We start from the raw sequence: 16997 nt of genomic DNA, 5'->3' as shown, positions 1-16997 counted from the left end.
CTCAGTTGTTCTCCTCACGAGACGGTGCGGTGCGGAATCCGTGGCCGGTCTTTGTGCCCAGCCGTCCGGCGGCCACCATCCGGCGCAGCAGCGGCGGCGGTGCGTAACGCGGGTCGCCGGTGGCCGCGTGGGCGGCCTCGGTGGCGTGCAGGTGCACATCCAGACCGATCGTGTCGAGCAGTTTCAGTGGCCCGGTCTTGTAGCCCAGGCCCAGTTCCAGTGCGGTATCGATGTCCTCGGCGGTTGCCAGGCCCTCGTCGTACTCGGCCACGACATCGTTGAGATAGGGCAGCAGCAGTGCGTTGATCAGGAAACCCGGCCGGTCATCGACCACGACCGCGACCTTGTCGTCGAGCGTGTCGACGAGGGACACCAGCCGATCGATCAGCTCCTCCTCGCTCTGCAGCGCCCGCACGATCTCCACCGTGCGCATGACCGGCGCCGGGTCGAAGAAGTGCAGTCCGGCCACGCGGCCCGGTGCGGGCAGCCCGGCCGCGAGTTCGGTGACCGACAGCGCGGAGGTACCGGTGAGCAGCGGGATCCGGTCCCCGACCACCGCGGCGACCTCGGTGAGCAGCGCCGTCTTCACCTCGGCGTTCTCGGTCACGCATTCGAGGACGGCGTCGACCCCGCGCAGTTCCGTGACCGAGGTGGTACCGGAGATCCGGTCCAGCACGGCGCGCTTGTCCGCTTCGGTGACCTTGCCCCGGGCGATTCCGCCGTCGAGGAACGCGGCCACCGTCGCCAGGCCCGCCTCGAGACGGGCGGTATCGGTTTCGACGGCGACGACCTTGCGGCCCGATGCGGCGAGCACCTGGGCGATGCCCGCGCCCATGGTGCCGAGGCCGAGGACACCGATCGTCGCGAAGTCGGGAGTGGATTCACTCATGTTCTCTCCTCAGGACCCGAACAGCCGGGTGTCGTCGTAGGTGTAGAAACCGCGGCCGGTCTTACGCCCGAGATCACCCGCGGCGACCATGCGTTCGACCATCGGCGGCGGGAAGAACTTCGGATCGCGCAGTTGCTCGTAGAGCCGGGTCGCCACCTGCTGGTGGATATCCATGCCGACGATGTCGAGCAGCCGGAACGGCCCCATCGGATGGCCGAGCGAACCGAGCACGGCGGCATCGATCGACTCCTTGGTGGCCACACCCGCCTCCAGGGCGCGGATACAGGAGTTCTCCCACGGGATCAGGAAGCGGTTGACGATGAATCCCGGCCGGTCCTTGGTGACCACACTGGTCTTGCCCAGCGAGCCCAGGAATTCGACGGTGGCCTTGTGGGCCCAGTCGGCGGTGTGCCGGCCGTCGGCCACCTCGACCAGTTTCATCAGCGGTGCCGGATTGCAGTAGTGGGTGCCTACAACTCGCTCCGGACGGCGCGAACCCGAGGCGATACCGGTGACCGACAGCGTCGAGGTATTGGTGTGCAACAGTGCCGATTCCGAGACGATCTCGTCGAGCCGGGCGAAGAGATCCTTCTTCACCGCCAGGTCCTCGAACACGGCTTCGACCACGACCTCGCAGGGGGCGAGCTCGGCGAGCTCGGTGGTTCCGGTCAACGCGGCCTTGGCGGACCGGCCGGCCTCGGCGTCCAGTTTGCCCAGCCGCACACTTTTGTCGAAAAAGCTGTGCACGGTATCGATCCCGCGCCGCAGATTCGCATCGTCGATATCGAACAGTACGGTCCGGTAGCCCGCGCGGGCCAGCACGGTCGCGATTCCCGAACCCATCGTCCCGGCGCCGAGTACGGCGACGGTTCTGCTCTCGTTGCTCACTTGGTTCTCCTGAATCTCAGCGGACGCTCTGGCCGCCGTCGAGGACGATGACCTCACCGGTCATGAAATTCGACTCGCCGCCGGCGAGCAGCAGCAGCCAGGGCCGGATCTCGTCGGGTTCGCCCATCCGGCGCGCCGGAATGGCCCGTACGACCCGGGCCGTGGCCTCGGCGTCGTCACGGAGCTCGGCGTTCAACGGGGTGGCGAAATAACCGGGCGCGATGGCGTTGACCTGGATACCGTGCCGGGCCCATTCGACGGCCATCGACCGGGTGAAGGCGATGACGCCCGCTTTCGACGCCGAATACGCAGCGTGGTTCGCCACGCCCTGCAACGCGAAGTTGGACGCGATATTGACGACCTTGCCCCCGCCCTGCGCGATGAGATGCGGACCGACCGCACGCGTGGCCAGGTAGGTGCCGCGCAGGTTCGTCGCGATCACCCGATCCCATTCGTCCGCCGGCTGGTCCACCAGCGGAGTGGAGGCGACGATCCCGGAGTTGTTCACCAGGATGTCCACCCGGCCGAAGGTGTCGACGGTGGCCTGCACCATCCGCCGGACCGACTGCTCATCGGTGATATCGGTCGAGCAGGCCAGCGCCCGGCCCTCGCCGCCGCGGATCTCGGCGACGAATGAGTCCAGCTCGGCCGCCGTCCGGGAGGCGACCGTGACTGCGGCGCCCGCCTCCGCGAGCGCGTAGGCCATGGACCGGCCCAGGCCGCGGCCGGCGCCGGTGACGATCGCGACCTTTCCGTCCAGCGAGTTCATTCAAAGCTCCTTCGGAGTGGTGTCGTGCGGTCCGCGGAGGCCGGAGCGAAGGCGCAGGTATCGCATCATCGGAGCTCCTTCATCGTGCGGGTCGTCTCACGGCCGATGAGCAGCCGCTGGATTTCGTTGGTGCCGTCGTAGATCTGGGTGACCTTGGCGTCGCGCAGGCAGCGCTCGACACCCAGCTCGGCGAGATCGCCGTACGGGCCGAGGATCCGGGCCGCCTCCACCGACGCCTGGAAGCCGAGATCGGTGCAGACCTGTTTCACGACCCCGATCTGTCCGGGCGTGACCTGCGGGTCGGTATCGACCTGGCGGGCCACGGCGTGCAACAGCAACCGGCCCTGCAGGATCCGGCCGCGCAGGTCGGCCAGGGCGAAGGTGTGCTCGTCGGCGAGCCGGTGGCCGTACAGCGCGGTCAGGACCGCGAGAGTGCGCGCGTACGCGGCGCGGGCCAGGCCCACGCCCTGGGCGGCGGCGCTGATGCGGGATTTGACTACGGAATTCATCACCACCGACCAGCCCCGCCCCTCGTCGCCGAGGAGATTCGCGCGCGGCACCGCGACCCGGTCGAAGAAGAGTTCGGCGGTACTCGAACCGTGCATGCCCATCTTGTGGAAGGGCTGTCCGCGGCCCACTCCGTCCCACCCGCCTTCGACCACGAAGGCGGTGATCCCGTCGCGGCCGCGGGTCCGGTCGACGGTGGCGAAGCAGATGATCACATCGGCGCGGTCGCCGGTGGTGATGAACGTCTTCTGCCCGGTCATCGTCCAACCCTCGGCAGTGGGGACGGCGGTGGTGGTCAGGCTCGAGACATCCGAACCCGCGCCCGGTTCGGTGATCCCGAGCGAGCCGTAGCGCGACCCGTCCAGCAGGCCCGGAATGTAGCGCTGCCGCAGTTCCGCGCTACCCGCGATCAGGATCGGGTACGCCGCGTGCATCTGGGTCATGAAAACGAGACTCGTCGCGGCGCAACCGGCCGTGATCTCCTCCATCGCCGCGGCATAGGCGACATTGCTGTCACCGCTACCGCCGAGATCCTCGGGAAACACCAGCCCGCAGAGCCCGGCCCGGGCCAGCGCCTGCACACTCTCGTGCGCGAAGGTGTGCGTCGCGTCCAGTTCGGCCGCCCGCGGCGCGACCTCGTGCGCTACCACCTCACGGGTTCTCGCGCGGACCTCACGTTCCCGCTCGGTCAGTGCCGCATCGGCGGCCGGTTCGTCCAGCAGCTCGTGCAGTGCCAGGTACACCTCGGGATCGGTGTCCATCGCCAGCGGCCCGATGCTCATGAGCCGGCCTCCGGGTCGGCGAAGCGGGCGGGCCGGCGCTCCAGGAACGCACCGATGCCCTCGGTGGATTCCGCTCCCGCCACGGCCAGCGCCGCCAGCCCCGTTTCGACCGCGAGGCCGGTCTCGAGCGGTGCGTCGCGGCCGATGTCCAGGGCGTGCAGGATCGAACGCACCGCGTACGGGCCCTGCGCCGCGATCTTCTCGGCGATTCCCAGGGCAGTAGGCAGCAGCTCCGCCGGAGGCACCGGCGGAACCGGGGTCAGCCCCAGATCGTAGGCACGGTCGGCGTCGAGCCGGGTGCCGGTGAGCATCAGATGCGCGGCCGCGCGTGCCCCGATTGCGCGGGGAAGACGCTGCGTCCCACCGTAACCGGGGACCAGTCCGAGCCCGGACTCCGGCAGCCCGAGCGCCGCCCGGGTGGACAGCACCGGGAACGTCGCGGCGAGCGCCAGTTCGAACCCGCCGCCCAGGGCCAGACCGTTGACCGCGGCGATCACCGGGACCGGCAGTTGCTCCAGCGTCCGGAACGCCCGCTGCCCGGCGGACATCATCTCCCGGGCCCGGTCGGGTCCCATACCCGCAAGCTCTTTCAGGTCCGCACCGGCGCTGAACGCCTTCGCCCCCGCACCGGTGAGCACGACCGCCCGCACCGCCGGGTCCGCGGCCGCCTCGGCCGCCGCCGTGACGAGCGCGGAGAGCACCGCGGCGTCGAGGGCATTGAACGCCTCCGGCCGGTTGATGGTGAGTGTCGTGACAGCACCGGACGTTTCGCGCGACAGCACCGTCACGACCCGACCTCCGCCCGTTCGGCACGGGCCGCACCGACCGCGCCGGTCTCCAGCAGCGCCTCCACATCGTCGTGGGCATAGCCGAGGTCGAGCAGGATGTCGCGGGTGTGCTCGCCGAGGTCCGGGAACCGCTCGTTACGGGGTTCGACGGAGGCGAGCCGGAACGGACTGTGCACGCTCACCAGTGCGCCGTCCGAACCGGGTACCGGCAGCAGCGCACCGCGTGCCCGCACCTGCGGATCCCGGACCACCTCCGACAGCGACTGCACCGGTGCGGCGGGGACATCGATCTCCCCGAAGATCCGCAGCCATTCCGCGGCGGTCCGGGTGGCGATCCGCTCGGCGACGGCCCGGGTGATCCGCGGCCGGTGGGCTCGGCGTCCGGCATTGTCGGCGAGATCCGGGTCGGCGGCGAGGTCGGGCAGGTCCACCACGGCGCAGAAGCGCTGCCACATCGCGTCGTTGCCGATCGCCACCACCAGACTCCGGTCGGCGGCCGCGAAGGGCTGATAGACCGCGAGTACCGAATCGGTCCCCCCGCTGGGCACGGGCTCCGGCTCGCCGGCATGGTAGGCCGCGATCCGGGGCGCCATGAGCGCGAGATCGGTATCGAGCAGCGAGACATCGATGAGCTCGCCCTCACCCGTGCGTGCCTGCCGCACCAGCGCCGCGTTGATCGCGACCGCGGCGCACATCCCGGTGACCACGTCCGACAGCGCCGTGGAGACGCGCTGTGGACTGCGCCCGGCCTCACCGGTGACCGACATCAGTCCCGAACGCGCCTGGGCAACCAGGTCGTAGCCGGGAAGGCCGCTGTCGGGACCGTCCAATCCGAAGCCCGACATCGCGCAATAGATCAGCCGGGGGTTGCGCGCGTGAAGTGAGTCACCGTCGATTCCCATACCGGCCAGTTTGGCAGGATTCATATTCTGTAAGAACACATCGGCGGTATCGAGCAACCGCAGCAACACCTCCCGCCCGGTGCCGGAGCGCAGGTCCAGCACGATCGACTTCTTGTTCCGGTTGGCCGAGGCGAACCAGGCAGATGCCCCGTCGACGAAGGGCGGCCCCCACCCCCGCGTATCGTCGCCGTACCCGGGACGCTCGACCTTGATCACCGTGGCGCCCAGGTCGGCGAGGTACATGGCCGCGGTGGGCCCGGCGTACGAGGTGGTCATATCGACCACTCGCAGGCCCGCCAGCGGTCCACTGCTCTCGTCGTTCATTTCTTCACATCCTTCGGGTATCGGAAAGCTGTCGCCGGAGTCCGGGCCGGTCGCCCGTACCGGTCACCCCCGTCCGTCGGCCCGCACGGGGATCGGCGCGGCCTCGGGCGCATCGGCCGCGACGACCCGCGGTCGCCGGATTCGGTCTTCGGAGCGGCCCCGTCACGGCCGCCCGGCCGTTCGAGCCGGTCGATATCGTCGTGCACCGATTCCCGCGAGGCAGCCACCGCGAGCAGAGTGAGCAGACCGCCGATGGCGATACCCGCACCCGGCGGAAGACCACCGCCGCGGGGAACCGCTCCTCCTCGCTCTCGCCCTCGAGGGCCTGGAACGCGGGCGAGTCCTCGATCCCGAGGCGGATGTACAAGCCGGTGACCACGAGCAGCGAGCTGAGCAGGAAGGGAATCCGCCGGCCCCCACGACATGAGGTCGTCCTCCGGAAGCTGCTGGACGACGAAGCACAGCGGAGGTGGCGAGTACCAGCCCGAGCGGTACACCGACCCGCGGCCGGCCGGCGTAGAAGGCGCGCTCTGTCGAGGTGTTCATGAAGTTCCTTCCGTGCCGTGGCAGAGGTACGTGCCCGGCGGGGCCGACGATGCGGCATCACATGGTCGGTGACGGCCATCACCATAGAAGATAATAGACAGGTTGCGCAAGGTCCAACATTCATAGATCTGTCGTGCTTCGATCCCTCAGCGGTGGATAGCCGGAGGTAGCGACATCGAACAACCTCGTAAGATGCGTTGTCGCCAAATCCAGCGAGACATAGCCGGGGACCGAATGATACCGTTTGTTCGAAAACAAACGTCGAACATTCATATTGGACAGTGGAGGGCACGGTCATGGTCAGCGACGTCGAGCGCAGAACGATCGGACAGGCCGTCCTGCGACCGCGCCAGCAGGTGGAGAAGACCATCAAGGACGCGATACTGTCCGGTGAGCTCCGGAGCGGTGAGATGCTGCCGCCCGAGGCCGAACTCGCCCGGCAGTTCAACGTCAGCCGCACGACACTGCGCGAAGCACTGCGCGTACTCAGCTCCCAGCACTTGATCAACAAGGTGCCCGGTGCCCGCGGCGGGAACTTCGTCCAATCGGTCGACTACCGCTCACTCGGCACCGTGATGACCGAAACGGTCGGCAACCTCCTGGCCCTCGGCAGTATCGGGTTCGACGAAGTCGCCGATGTCCGCCGCCATCTGGAGGTGCCCTCGGTCCGCCTCGCCGCCGCCCACCGCAGCGAGAAGGACCTGGCGGAACTGTCGGATATCGTGCGCCGCCAGAAGACCGCCTCCGTCGACGACCCCGAGATTCCCGACCTCGACCGCCAGTTCCACACCTTGATCGCGCAGGCATCCGGAAACCGGGTGCTCGCGTCCTTCGTCGCGACGCTGCACCACGCCACCGAGCCCGTGCACTATCTCGATCTCTCGCCCGATGTCGGCCGGGAGACGGTGCGCCAGCACGCCTCGATCCTGCGGGCGATCGAAACCCGCGATCCGGATGCCGGCGAAGCGGCGATCATCGAGCATCTGGCCTATCTGCACGAGCACATCCACGCGCACCGCGCGCAGTGATGGACACCGAAGGCGTTGTGCGCGAGCGGCTCCGGCGACCGGCGCGGCGAGAATGCGCGATCTCGCGGGCCTGATCCATCTCGTTCGCCACGGTCGAGTCCGACCGGACGCGTACGGTCCGCTCGGCACACAGCAGACCGGACCACCGACGGAAGACGAAGACGCGGGGCCGAGAGCTCCAGCGACTGGTCGATACCGCACTGCTCGCGGGGGTGAGCCCGGACGGTCGGTCCGCGGTGGGCACCGAAACGTTCACCGATTTCCGGCGCCGCTGCGCGAACGCCCTGGAATCGGCTCGCGCGTCGGCCGGGCGGGGTGAGAGCGTGCTCGTGGTCGCCTCCGCCGGCGTCGTTCGGTGGCCTATTACAAACAGGCGCTCGACTTCCTCGACCGGTACCGCACCCATTTCGACCTCGGCCGGATCGTCTCCGGCCGATTCTCCCTGGACCAGATCAATCTGGCACTCGCGGGAATGCTCGAGATGACGCAGACCAAGCCGGTGGTGATTCCCGGTGCGGACCGCGATTTCGATTCGGCCGCCCGCGGATGACCGGATACCGCGGGCCCGCGCGGTGAGCTCGGCCGACTGAGGCTTCCGGGGTGACCGGTTCGACGTCCGGACCGGCTACACGAGCGGGCGGCCGGCCCGCACGCGACGACGAGGGTCGCGTGCGGGCCGGTTCCGGAACGGCCGGGGCCGCGGTACTACGAGACGGCGGCGCGCGAGTTCGGTTCCGGCGGCCCGTCGGTCGCGGCCGTGCCGGACCGCGCGCTGTCCCCTACGCTCGGCACACCGGACACCGATGTCAGGTCGCGCCCCCGTGTCTCCGCCGTGCGCCAGAGCGCGATCGCTGTGACCAGGGCGGTGACCACGATGATCGCGCTCAACGGCAGGCTGGAGCCGCCGGCCGAGGTGAGCAGACTGCTCGCGACGAGCGGTACGAAACCGGCCCCGATCAGGCTGGACATCTGATAGCCCAGCGACACACCGGTGTAGCGAATCCGCGTCCCGAACATCTCCGCCAGCAGTGGCGCCAGTGGCGCGTACATCAGGTTCTGCACCACCTGCGCGATCAGCAGGCCGACGGTCAGCCACAGCGCGGAGCCGGTATTCACCAGTACATACAGCGGGAGCGCGAACACCACCGCCCCGAGCGCACCCGTCAGCGCCACCGCGCGCCGGCCCACCCGGTCCGACAGTGTGGAGAACAACGGAATGGTGATCAGCGACAAGGCCGAAACCATGACCAGCGCGCGCATCACCTCCGATGCGTGATAGCCGATTCCGGTGGCGTAGGCGATGATGTGCGAGGTGGCGAGCGCGGTCAGGGCGAACGGCCCGATACCGGCCGCGCAGGCCAGGACGAGCGGGCGGGGATGCCGCAGCAGTTGCCCGAGCGGCGTCGTGGCCTTCGGCGCCTTGTCCGCGGTGACCGCCGCTTCCCGGAAGACCGGGCTCTCGACCACACCCAGCCGGACGTAGAGGCCGATCACCACCAGTATTCCGCTGAGCAGGAACGGTAACCGCCAGCCCCAGGAATACAGGCTCTCGTCCGGGAGCAGGCTCACCAGCATCACCACGACGGTGGAGAGCAGAAAACCGATCGGCGAGCCGAGCTGCATGATCCCCGCCCACTTACCGCGGCGGCGGGCGTCGGCGTGCTCGATCACCATGAGCGCCGCCCCGCCCCATTCGCCCCCGATCGCGATGCCCTGGATCAGCCGTAACACGATCAGCGACACCGGAGCCAGGACGCCGATGGCCCGGTAATCGGGGAGCAGGCCGATGACGAAACTCGCGCCACCCATCATCAGCATCGTGATGATCAGCATCGATTTCCGCCCGAGCCGGTCGCCGAAGTGGCCGAACACCACGCCCCCGATCGGACGTGCGGCGTAACCGGCGGCCAGCGTACCGAACGCGGCGATGGTGGAGGCCGCCGAATTCGCCGCCGGGAAGAACAGGCGCCCGAAGACGAGCGCCGCCATGGTGCTGTAGAGCAGGAAATCGTAGTACTCGAGGACGGTGCCGAGCAGGCTCGACACCGCGACCTTGCGTATCTGCGCGTTATCGTGCGCGCTGCCCACCGCACCGTGGTGCGGTTCCGATCCGGCTCCGGGCCGTTGGTTCGGGGTGTTCACAGGGAGCTCCAGCATCTGGGGAGAGGTGACTGCGCGGCAATGTCTAATACCGTTCTGCGCGGCCCCGATCCGGTGATCGAATTGTTCAGTGCGCGGCCGCGCGGACCGCGGCGACGAGCGCGGCGAGCGCTGGGGCGCAATCGTCGCGGGCGTAGCCGAGCAGGCGCACCTCGTCGGCGTCCGGCTCGTAGGCCAGGGTGTTCCCGCGGCCTTGGATTATGGCGGTATCGGGGAGCAGCGGATGCGGCTCGTCGCGTTCGACGATGACCCGCCGGCCGCCCGCGGCGTCCACCATCATCTGGAAGAACTCCCGATAGGTGAGGTTCTGGTCGCCCACGAGGTAGGCGGCGCCGGATTCCCCGTACCGCAGCGCGCCCCGGATCGCCTGCGCCAGCGAAGCCACCGACATGTAGTTGGTACCGCCGGTCGGCGCGAAATCGGGAATATCCGGTTCGTTTCCGGCCGCCCACGAGATCATGCGCCGATAGCGCCGGGCCGACGCACCGGGTACGGCACCGATGATCGAGGGTGGATTCAGGGTGCATACGGTGAACGATTCGCCGGCGAGAGCGCGAGCACCCTCGTCGGCGGCCCGGCGTGCCGCGATATACGGGTTGTCCGAGGCCAGATCCGGGCGCAGCTGGTGGTAGTAGCTGCCCACCTGGACGAATCTGCCGACCCCGGCCCGGCGGGCGAGTTCGGCGATGCGAGGTACCCCGGCACTCTGGGTGCGCTCCCAGAACAGCTCGGTATCGTCACCGGGTTTCTTGTGCCGGACGTCCTGGCCCGCGGCGAAGACGACGGCGTCGAAGCGCGACAGTTGGGTCCGGGTGAAAGTCGGCACGGTGTAATCGCCGGTCAGCGACGGGAATCCGGCTACCGGCGACTCGTCGGGTATCGGCCCGCGGGCCGCGACGGTGACCTCGTCACCGTGCTCGGCCAGATGCACGGCGGTATGCGCGCCGATCATGCCGGTGCCACCGATGATCAGAATTTTCACAGGAGTACCTCTCGGTTCGGAATCGGGATCAGGGGTTGCGGGGACGGTTGGTCCAGCCCCCGGATCGGCGCGGCACCCAGCCACCCGCCGCATGGGTTCCGCCGTCCACGTGGACGGTGCTGCCGGTGACGAACCGGGACAGGTCGGAGGCGAGGAAGAGCGCGACACCTGCGACATCTTCCGGTTGGCCGGGACCTCCGAGCGGTGACCAGGTGGGCCACAGCGACCGGTCCTCCTCCGGAACCAGCGTGGCGTAGGGCACCTGGACCGATTCGATGAGATCCGGCGCGATCGCGTTGACCCGGATACCCGAGGGCCCGGTCTCCGCGGCCAGGGAGCGGGTGAACCCGGTCAGGGCGGCCTTGTAGCCGGAGTACACGGCGTGGCCGGGAATCGCGCGGTGGGCCTCGACCGTGGTGAGGTTGATGATCGAACCGTTGCGCTGTCCGGCCATTCCCGGCAGCAGGGCATGGATCAGCCGCAGGACATGCGCGAAATTGATCTCGTGCAATTCCGCCCAGAGCGACGGTTCGTCGGTGGCGAAAGTCTGTGGCGGCCGTAGATAGTGGCCGACATTGTTGACCAGCACATGAGGCCGGTGCGCGACGAGTTCGGACGGGCACGGCGAGGTCCGCACATCCCACCGGACGGGTGTGATCGAACCGCCGGCCGCGGGATCGAATTCGAATACGCCGAACGGTTCGATATCGGCGGCCAGCACAGCGGCACCGTGGGCGGCGAACGCCCGGGCGACCGCGGCGCCGATACCGGCGGCGGCTCCGGTCACCACAGCGCGCCGACCGGCCAGCAACGCGCCGGGGGTGAATGACGGAGAATCGGTCATCGACGGATTACAGACCATTCGTACCCGCGGCCGACACCCATGTTTCCGGCTGGTGGAAATATCGTCCACGCGAAGGCGGAACACGACCTATTGTGCGAGGTGGCGCCGAGGCCGACCGCTCGCGTGGAATCGGCTCGTCGCGTCGCGCCGGCGAGGAAGGAGATCGGATGCGCTCACCGAGCCCCGAGGAGACCCCGGCCGGAGTGCTCCGGCGGGCGGCATTGATCCTCGACGCACTGGACGGTGTCGAACGCCGGAACCTGTCCCAGATCGTCGCCGCCACCGGATTACCGTTGTCGTCGGTTCATCGTGCGCTGGAACAGCTGGTCGCCCTGCGCTGGGTGCAACGCAGTGGCAAGGACTACCACCTGGGTATGCGCATCATCGAATTGGGCTCGGCCGCGGCCCAGCAGAATTCGTTGCGCCGGGCCGCGCTGCCCAGTCTGCACCGGCTGCACCGGGCGACCGGTTGTATCGTGCACCTGGGGGTACTCGACGGGCCGGAGGTGGTCTACCTCGCGAAGATCGGCGGCGACCTCGTCCCCGCCGTCCGCTCCCGCGTCGGCAGCCGGATGCCCGCGGAATCGTCGGTGATCGGTAAGGCACTGCTCACCGCCGACCGGTCCGCCCGCGGCAGCTCACCGGATATCGACCGGGCCCGGGAGATGCGGGTGGTCGCCGAACACGAGAAGTGTATGAAGGGATTCAGCTGCGTCGCCGTGCCGATCGAGATCGCGGGTCACGACGATCCCGCCGCCGTCTCGATTTTCGGTTCGATGGCGAGGATTCGCGCGGACCGGCGGATACGACAGTCGGTACAGGCCGCGGCGGCCGAGATCGGGCGCCGGATGGGTCTGCCCCGCGCCACGACCTCGGCTACCGTCCCGACCGGCTACCGTCCCGACCGGCTGGGTGCCTGACGCGGTCACCGTCGACACCGACGGTGTCACCGAGGTGCGGGTGACCGGACCGGCCTGGCGTAACCAGGTATGTCAGCAGGTATTCGAAGAGGCGGCGGTCGATTGCGGTCGCGCGCTGGCCGCGTGGTCGGACTCGCGGAGCGGGAAACGTCGAGGCCGCCGGGTCGGGTTTCCGAAATTCACGAAGAAACACGCCGGTACGCCTGCGTTCCGGCTGCGGAACAAACACTCCGAGACGGGACGGGCGGCGATCCGGGTCGGTGACCACGGGGTCGCGCGGTCGGTGACGCTGCCAGGTCTCGGGACACTGCGGGTCCGTGACGACACCCGCCGCCTGCGCCGCATGATCGCCGGTGGACGGGCGAGAATTCTGTACGCCACGGTCTCGACCCGGGCCGGGCGCTGGTGGATCAGCCTGGCCGTCGAGGCCGCCGACCTGCACCCCGCCCACCACCACCGGCCCGCGACGCAGGTGACGACGGTGGCTGGGTCGGGATCGACCGGGGGCTCTCGACGTTCCTGGTCGCCGCGACCGTAGACGGCACCGAAACCGTCCGGATCGACGACCCACCCGAACCCCTGGCGGCCGGGTTACGGCGGCAGCGGCAATTGGCGAAAGCACTGTCGCGGAAACAGAAGGGATCACACAACCGCAAAGAGGCCGCCGCACGGCCGGCACTCCACCACCACCGGATCGGTGCTATCCGCCGGCACTTCCTGCATCAGGTCACCAACCGGCTGGTCAAAACCCACGACCGGCTCGTGATCGAAGACCTGCACATAGCGGGAATGCTGCGCAACCGGTATCTGGCCCGGGCGATCGGTGACGCCGGGTGGGCAGACTTCGCGCCACTGCTGTCCTACAAACAGCAGTGGCGCGGCGGCACCGCCGTCACCGCCGACCGGTGGTTCCCCTCCAGTAAACGGTGTTCTGCCTGCGGCACCCTGAACGCGGCTCTCACACTGGCGGATCGGGTATTCACCTGCGGGTGCGGTTACCGGGCCGATCGGGACCTGAACGCCGCGGCCGACCTCGCCGCCTGGGCGACCCGGGCAACCACAGACGTTTCACGATCCCCGGACCTCCGAACAGGGGGCCGGGTCACCAATGTCCGCCGACGGGAAGGCGCTGACCGGCACCCTGTGGGTGCCGGTGCAACCGGCCCGGAAGACGCGGAAACCGAGGCTCATTCCCCGGCCGGGGTGTGAACCGAGGACGCCCGAGAAGGGCGGTGTCCGATAACCCCACACGAGTTATCAGACACGCTGTCAGAGATCGCTGTTCAGATACACCAGCAATTCGTCGTGCAGCAGGCCGTTCGACGCTGCCGCACTGCCGCCGAGCGCACCCGGTTTACCGTCGAGGCCGGTGAAATCGCCACCGGCCTCGGTGACGATCACGGCGCCGGCCGCCATATCGCCCGGCGAGAGCTCCGGGTCGGCGCAGAGATCCACCGCGCCCTCGGCCACCATCATGTAGGGCCAGAAGTCGCCGTACCCGCGGGTGCGCCACACAGCGCGGGACAGCTTCAGGAAGCCGTTCAGCCGGCCCTGCTGTTCCCAACCGGTCAGGGTGGAGTAGGCCAGCGACGCGTCCGGCAGCCGCGAGATACGGGAGACCCGCAAACGGGACGCCGAGGAAAGGCTGCGGCCGGTGAAGGCACCGTGATCCTTCGCGGCCCACCAGCGACGGCCGAGCGCGGGCGCGGAGACGACGCCGACAATCGGCCGGTAGCCGCCCTCCGACGCCTCGAGCAGAGAGATCTGGGTGGCCCACACCGGGACCCCGCGCGCATAGTTCTCGAGGCCGTCGATCGCGTCGACCACCCAGCAGCGGGGACCGGTACCCGCCAGCCCCTCGCCCTCACCGAGCACCGCGTCGCGGGGACGGGCACGCTGCAGCTGGCCGCGAACGAGCTTCTCCACTTCGGTTTCGACCGCGCTCACTCTGCTCAGATCCGGTTTCGCCGCGACATCGAGGTCGAGAGCCTTGAAGCGATCCATGCTCGCCGCGTCTGCGGTATCCACGAGAACATGGGCGAAGCGGAGGTCGTCGAGGTGGTCCTGCATGAAACGAAGCTATCCGCACCAAACGGACAGTGCCAACGGGCCTTGCGCTCCGGGTGCCGCGTACCGCCCGGAAACGATCAGCGGCCCAGCCGTTTCGAGCACTACCCCACCTCCTCGGTCACCAGATCCGGGGATGTGGCGTGGTGTGCGGCCGACAGTGCGATCCGATCGGCGCCGAGTTCCATATCCCGCCTCCTTAGATATTCCGCCGCGCCGCCCGACCGCAGCGAAGCCCGGTCAAGAATTCGGAACACCCCGGTCCGGCAGGAATCTCGCACGGCCGTGGAGGTGGAACTCGCGTTCGAGCGCCCGCACGTCCGCGTCGGTCAGCGGTACGTACTCCGGCGCCCCGCGCCCGATCCGGTGATACACCGGATCGGCACCGCGCCACAGCTGCTCCTGCAGTTCACGTTTGAGTATCTTGTTCGACCCGGTGACGGGTAGCCCGGTGGACACCCGCACGAACCGGGGCGCCGATTTGGTACCGAGATCATCCTGACCGTCGAGGAATATCGCGAACTCGACCGGGTCGAAGTCCGCGATATCGGCGACCTCGATCGCGGCCATCACCTGGTCACCCGAACGCGGATCGGGTACCGCGTACACCCCGGTGGCGATGATCTTCGGATGCCGCCGCAGGATCCGTTCGATCATCAGTGCCGACGTGTTCTCCCCGTCCACGCGGATCCAGTCGCCCTTGCGGCCGGCGAAATAGATATATCCCGCCTCGTCGATATAGCCGAGATCACCGGTCCAGTACCAGCCGTGCCGGATCCGCTCGGCCACCGCCGCCTCGTTCTTGTAGTACCCCTCGAAACGCCGGGCGCCACCCTTGTCGACCATCTCACCGATGGCCTGGTCCGGATTGAGTACCCGGCCGTGCCCGTCGAGCACCGCCCGGGCGCATTCGTCCCTGGTCTCCGGATCCACCACGACGATATCGGCGTGGGCCGGCCGGCCCAGCGCGCCGGCGGGGGCAGCCGGGTCGGACCGTACCGATCCGGCGCCCTCGGAGGAGCCGTACCCCTCGAACAGTTCGGCGCCGAACCGGCGGGCGAACTCCGCCCTGTCCTCCGGCGAAGCCTCGGTACCGAACCCGCGGACCAGGGTGTTGTCGATATCGTCAAGCCGCTCCGGGGTCGCCATCAGATAGCCCAATGCCTTGCCGACGTAGGTGAAGAAGGTGGCACCGAAGAACCGCACATCCGGCAGGAAGCCGGATGCGGAGAATTTGGGCGTCAGGCAGACGGTCGCGCCGTTGGCCACCGCCGGTGCCCACAGCGCCATCAGCGCGTTCCCGTGGAACAGCGGCATACAGCAGTAGTCGATATCGTCGCGCACGTGGCCGTATTTCTCGATGTTCGCGTACGCGAGCCGGGCCAACCGGCCCTGGCTGCAGCGCACCGCCTTCGACATACCGGTGGTGCCGGAGGTGAACAGCAGCAGGAACAGCGACGATTCGTCCACCGCCGGGGCGGCGACCGGCACGTCGACCCGGTGTGCCGTCACCTGGTCGAGGTAGGACGGTGCGTCGACGAGCAGGAAACGATCCGCACTCAGTCCGAGGTCGAGATCGCGGAGTTTCGCCATACCCGCGGTATCGGTGACGATCAACCGGCAGTCGACATACCGGATCTCGGCCTCGAGTTCGGCACCGCGCCGGGTCGGGTTGATGCCGACGATCACCGCCCCCGCCAGCGCGGCACCGCCCAGCCAGAACAGGAACTCGGGGGTGTTCTCGAGCAGCACGCCGATATGGAACGGACCGTCGATACGCAGCGAAGTGGCCAGTGCGCCCCGGGCCGCGCTCTCCCGCACCGTCTCGTCCCAGGTCCAGTCCTGTGCCCGGGTTCGTACGCCCGGGTGGGTATCGCCGACGCGATCGAGCAGCATCTCCGCTATGGTCACACGTTCCAACTCGGCTCCTGCCCTCCGGTCGGCCGCCGGACAGCCACGGTGACGCCCGGCCGGCATTCCGATCCGACGCTAGCCACACCGAGGCCCGCCGAGCCGATCCGGTCTCGGCCAGTGGAAAAGTCCACCGCGCTCGCGGTGGTCGTGAGATCTTCTCCGGATGGACCTCGAGCATACGATCGCCCGGCTGGCGGCGACCGAGGCGATCAGAGACTTGATCTTCGCCTACTCACACCTGATCGATCGCGGCGCGCTCGACGAAATCGCGGAACTGTTCGCCGAGGCGGTGTACGGGCTGTGCGACGGCGCGGGCGATCCGGTCGGTACGCCCATCGTCGCGGATGCGCAGGCCGTACTCGATGCCAATCAGGGATTCGTCAAGATGCACGGCACACCGGGTACCCCGCGGACGAAACACCTCACCACGAACGTGCGCATCCGCGTCGCGGACGATAACGCCACCGCGACCGCGCTGTCGTATGTCACCGTCGTACAGGCCGCCGGTGCACTACCGCTGCAACCCATTCTGACCGGCCGCTATTTCGACGGGTTCGCGTACAAAGACCGACGCTGGCGGTTCACCCGGCGACTGTTCTGCATCGACCACACCGGCGATCTCAGCGAGCATACGCGCGGCGGGTTCCACCACGACTGACCACGCGACCGACGGGCCGGCCGCACGTA

Annotated in this window: 17 protein-coding genes; 6 read left to right on the top strand and 11 right to left on the bottom strand. The window is 68.5% G+C overall.

The features are described 5' to 3' along the window. Position 1: 1 nt before the first annotated feature. The 6 genes from ACWEWT_RS01715 to ACWEWT_RS01690 form a co-directional block, all read right to left on the bottom strand. Positions 2-889, bottom strand: coding sequence for a 3-hydroxyacyl-CoA dehydrogenase family protein (locus tag ACWEWT_RS01715; protein WP_452555114.1), 888 nt, complete (start codon positions 887-889; stop codon positions 2-4). A gap of 9 nt (positions 890-898) precedes the next feature. Continuing rightward, positions 899-1777, bottom strand: coding sequence for a 3-hydroxyacyl-CoA dehydrogenase family protein (locus ACWEWT_RS01710; protein WP_452555112.1), 879 nt, complete (start codon positions 1775-1777; stop codon positions 899-901). A gap of 16 nt (positions 1778-1793) precedes the next feature. Then, positions 1794-2546 carry an SDR family NAD(P)-dependent oxidoreductase gene (locus ACWEWT_RS01705; protein WP_452555110.1) on the bottom strand — a complete coding sequence of 251 codons (753 nt, stop codon included), beginning with the start codon at positions 2544-2546 and terminating at the stop codon, positions 1794-1796. Positions 2547-2611: 65 nt separating this feature from the next. After that, positions 2612-3835 carry an acyl-CoA dehydrogenase family protein gene (locus ACWEWT_RS01700; RefSeq protein ID WP_452555108.1) on the bottom strand — a complete coding sequence of 408 codons (1224 nt, stop codon included), beginning with the start codon at positions 3833-3835 and terminating at the stop codon, positions 2612-2614. Then, positions 3832-4623, bottom strand: a complete 792-nt coding sequence (locus tag ACWEWT_RS01695) for an enoyl-CoA hydratase/isomerase family protein (RefSeq protein WP_452555106.1) — start codon at positions 4621-4623, stop codon at positions 3832-3834. The genes ACWEWT_RS01700 and ACWEWT_RS01695 overlap by 4 nt, the downstream gene beginning before the upstream one ends. Continuing rightward, a complete protein-coding gene (locus ACWEWT_RS01690; protein ID WP_452555104.1) occupies positions 4620-5849 on the bottom strand; it encodes a CaiB/BaiF CoA transferase family protein in 1230 nt (409 codons plus the stop codon). Before ACWEWT_RS01690 ends, ACWEWT_RS01695 begins: the two co-directional genes overlap by 4 nt. Before the next feature lie 842 nt (positions 5850-6691). On the opposite strand from ACWEWT_RS01690, the gene ACWEWT_RS01685 reads away from it, so the two are divergent. Both ACWEWT_RS01685 and ACWEWT_RS01680 read left to right on the top strand, forming a co-directional pair. After that, positions 6692-7423 (top strand): FadR/GntR family transcriptional regulator, encoded by a 732-nt coding sequence (locus ACWEWT_RS01685; protein ID WP_452555102.1) that lies wholly within the window; start codon positions 6692-6694, stop codon positions 7421-7423. Positions 7424-7778: 355 nt separating this feature from the next. After that, the gene (locus ACWEWT_RS01680; protein WP_452555100.1) at positions 7779-7973 is read left to right on the top strand and encodes a hypothetical protein; all 195 of its coding nucleotides are present in this window, start codon (positions 7779-7781) and stop codon (positions 7971-7973) included. Positions 7974-8128: 155 nt separating this feature from the next. On the opposite strand, the gene ACWEWT_RS01675 is transcribed toward ACWEWT_RS01680, so the two are convergent. From ACWEWT_RS01675 to ACWEWT_RS01665, 3 genes are all read right to left on the bottom strand, one after another. Continuing rightward, the gene (locus ACWEWT_RS01675) at positions 8129-9511 is read right to left on the bottom strand and encodes an MFS transporter (RefSeq protein ID WP_452557633.1); all 1383 of its coding nucleotides are present in this window, start codon (positions 9509-9511) and stop codon (positions 8129-8131) included. 139 nt (positions 9512-9650) lie between these two features. Next, positions 9651-10565 carry an NAD-dependent epimerase/dehydratase family protein gene (locus ACWEWT_RS01670; RefSeq protein WP_452555098.1) on the bottom strand — a complete coding sequence of 305 codons (915 nt, stop codon included), beginning with the start codon at positions 10563-10565 and terminating at the stop codon, positions 9651-9653. A gap of 28 nt (positions 10566-10593) precedes the next feature. After that, positions 10594-11409 carry an SDR family NAD(P)-dependent oxidoreductase gene (locus ACWEWT_RS01665; RefSeq protein WP_452555096.1) on the bottom strand — a complete coding sequence of 272 codons (816 nt, stop codon included), beginning with the start codon at positions 11407-11409 and terminating at the stop codon, positions 10594-10596. Between the two features lie 167 nt (positions 11410-11576). On the opposite strand from ACWEWT_RS01665, the gene ACWEWT_RS01660 reads away from it, so the two are divergent. From ACWEWT_RS01660 to ACWEWT_RS01650, 3 genes are read left to right on the top strand one after another with little or no spacing between them, the layout of a single operon-like run. After that, entirely contained in the window at positions 11577-12329 is a 753-nt protein-coding gene (locus tag ACWEWT_RS01660; RefSeq protein ID WP_452555094.1) for an IclR family transcriptional regulator, read from the top strand. Further along, positions 12322-12867, top strand: a complete 546-nt coding sequence (locus ACWEWT_RS01655; protein WP_452555092.1) for a hypothetical protein — start codon at positions 12322-12324, stop codon at positions 12865-12867. Before ACWEWT_RS01660 ends, ACWEWT_RS01655 begins: the two co-directional genes overlap by 8 nt. Next, positions 12825-13538 (top strand): RNA-guided endonuclease InsQ/TnpB family protein, encoded by a 714-nt coding sequence (locus ACWEWT_RS01650; RefSeq protein WP_452557631.1) that lies wholly within the window; start codon positions 12825-12827, stop codon positions 13536-13538. Before ACWEWT_RS01655 ends, ACWEWT_RS01650 begins: the two co-directional genes overlap by 43 nt. Positions 13539-13598: 60 nt before the next feature. Here ACWEWT_RS01650 and ACWEWT_RS01645 read toward each other — a convergent pair whose 3' ends face one another. Then, positions 13599-14399, bottom strand: coding sequence for an inositol monophosphatase family protein (locus ACWEWT_RS01645; RefSeq protein WP_452555090.1), 801 nt, complete (start codon positions 14397-14399; stop codon positions 13599-13601). Between the two features lie 237 nt (positions 14400-14636). After that, entirely contained in the window at positions 14637-16373 is a 1737-nt protein-coding gene (locus ACWEWT_RS01640) for an AMP-binding protein (protein WP_452555088.1), read from the bottom strand. A gap of 100 nt (positions 16374-16473) precedes the next feature. On the opposite strand from ACWEWT_RS01640, the gene ACWEWT_RS01635 reads away from it, so the two are divergent. Continuing rightward, complete coding sequence (locus ACWEWT_RS01635) at positions 16474-16968, top strand: nuclear transport factor 2 family protein (RefSeq protein WP_452555086.1); 495 nt, start codon at positions 16474-16476, stop codon at positions 16966-16968. Positions 16969-16997: the final 29 nt, after the last annotated feature.

The organism is Nocardia sp. NPDC003963, from assembly GCF_053605105.1.
Note: the sequence above shows the minus strand (reverse complement) of the source record. Positions and strands in the feature narration are given on the sequence as shown.

Bases quoted from the DNA above. Each gene is read 5' to 3' on its own strand.
- ACWEWT_RS01715 (WP_452555114.1), bottom strand. From the start codon at position 889: ATGAGTGAATCCACTCCCGACTTCGCGACGATCGGTGTCCTCGGCCTC.
- ACWEWT_RS01705 (WP_452555110.1), bottom strand. From the start codon at position 2,546: ATGAACTCGCTGGACGGAAAGGTCGCGATCGTCACCGGCGCCGGCCGC.
- ACWEWT_RS01700 (WP_452555108.1), bottom strand. From the start codon at position 3,835: ATGAGCATCGGGCCGCTGGCGATGGACACCGATCCCGAGGTGTACCTG.
- ACWEWT_RS01690 (WP_452555104.1), bottom strand. From the start codon at position 5,849: ATGAACGACGAGAGCAGTGGACCGCTGGCGGGCCTGCGAGTGGTCGAT.
- ACWEWT_RS01685 (WP_452555102.1), top strand. From the start codon at position 6,692: ATGGTCAGCGACGTCGAGCGCAGAACGATCGGACAGGCCGTCCTGCGA.
- ACWEWT_RS01665 (WP_452555096.1), bottom strand. From the start codon at position 11,409: ATGACCGATTCTCCGTCATTCACCCCCGGCGCGTTGCTGGCCGGTCGG.
- ACWEWT_RS01660 (WP_452555094.1), top strand. From the start codon at position 11,577: ATGCGCTCACCGAGCCCCGAGGAGACCCCGGCCGGAGTGCTCCGGCGG.
- ACWEWT_RS01645 (WP_452555090.1), bottom strand. From the start codon at position 14,399: ATGCAGGACCACCTCGACGACCTCCGCTTCGCCCATGTTCTCGTGGAT.
- ACWEWT_RS01640 (WP_452555088.1), bottom strand. From the start codon at position 16,373: ATGCCGGCCGGGCGTCACCGTGGCTGTCCGGCGGCCGACCGGAGGGCA.
- ACWEWT_RS01635 (WP_452555086.1), top strand. From the start codon at position 16,474: ATGGACCTCGAGCATACGATCGCCCGGCTGGCGGCGACCGAGGCGATC.